Annotated in this window: 1 protein-coding gene; it reads right to left on the reverse strand. The window is 52.1% G+C overall.

The annotated features are described in order from the left end of the window. A partial coding sequence (locus tag KDK16_RS02960) for a TcdA/TcdB catalytic glycosyltransferase domain-containing protein (protein WP_257274604.1) occupies positions 1-1,392 on the reverse strand: 1,392 nt, incomplete at its 3' end. Positions 1,393-1,527: the final 135 nt, after the last annotated feature.

Consider the following 1,527-nt stretch of genomic DNA (forward strand, 5'->3'; position numbering starts at 1 on the left):
GTCCAGGGGGAAACCATGATCCTTCGCCGCGTCCAGCTGGCTGAAATAAAACCGTCGGGTCTCCTGCCAGTTGTAGGGTTCAGCCGCCCCCAGGGCACGGTCTAAAAATCGGTACCTTTTGACCATCAAAGCCAACACCCGTTGTACGACAGGTGATCCCTGCCGGGCTGCCATCATGCTGGCGGACAGACGCCCACGGGATTGCCCAGCCTGAATAGTACCGGGAATCAGGCCCACCTGATTGATTGACCGAAAGGGTTGCCGGGTGACACTGGCTGCCGCCAGCAATTGCTGACGAATCCCCGGTTTGAGATCATCCAGCAGCTTGAGGCTGTCAATGTAGCCACCGCGAAGCGGTTGCCGGAGTTTGTCCTGACGGTGAGGGAAGTCGTCCGGGTGGCTCTCCAGGACCGCCTGGACAATTCCGGCTTCCAGCATCTCTTTTGGCAGGCCATCCCGTTCAATTCCGGTTAACCAGTCCCGATCTATGCCGGGCAGGCTATCCGGCCTGACAATAAAGCCACCGGCACTGAACAGGATCTGAAACCGGGCCAGATTTTCCGCTCCGTTGATATTTCCTCGCAGCAGCTCATTGAAGTAATCACTGGTCAGAATGTTCCCTTCTGGCCATAGCGATGCAATATCCCGAACGTTAACCCGCGCCTGATTTCCGCCGTCACTTAACTGGCTCAATGCTTTCCTGGCATAGAGAATCTGCTGATTAAACTGCTCCCTTTCAACGGCCAGTTCTTTGGCAGAAACGTGAGTGTATGAAACCAGAAAATCCTGCACCGCCCGATCAATGGAAGCCCCCTTGTCGTAGCTATTGAGAACATGACTGACAGCACGTCGCTGGGCATCGATGATTCGACTGATTAATTGTCCCGAAAACGGCTCAATGTCCCGGGCATTGGCAACATCGGCGAGTGCCCACTCTATGATGTATTTTCGCATCAGAGCGGCCAGGGAAACCCTCTGGTCCTGCCAGAGATGGATTTGATAATCCGGGTTGGCCCTGATCCAGGCTTTCAAATAATCCAGGCCATTCCTGTCCAGTGGCTGAAGCAATAACATGTGAATGGTTTTGGGCGGTTCTTCAAGGGTGCTCTCGAGAAAAGCCTGAACGGGGGATAACACCGCGGTGACCCAGTCTTTCTTAAAAGGTTCCTGCTGCAGGTACTCCTTCGCCCTGGTTTCTATCTGGCTGGCAGCCAGCCAGCCTTTGGCGGATGTTTTCTCCCGGATGGCATCGAAAGCGCTGTAACTCTCCATTAACTTGCGGTAATGAACCGTACTGCGATCTTCCAGAGATAGCTCGTTGTCGGCCATTTCCAGAAACTGGCTGAAATCAGGCTCTGATACTTGATGACGTTTAGCATTCTTACCAGACATTTTTTTAAAACCTTTTGCGATAGCCTTTGTGCATTTTCGTGATCGGGGTCGCTATACGCTGTAAAATACAAAATATAAACGACAAACGATGTTTTTTTATGAGATGCTCAGGTTAATACGAAAATCTGCTATCCT

The organism is Endozoicomonas sp. SESOKO4 (assembly GCF_024606275.1).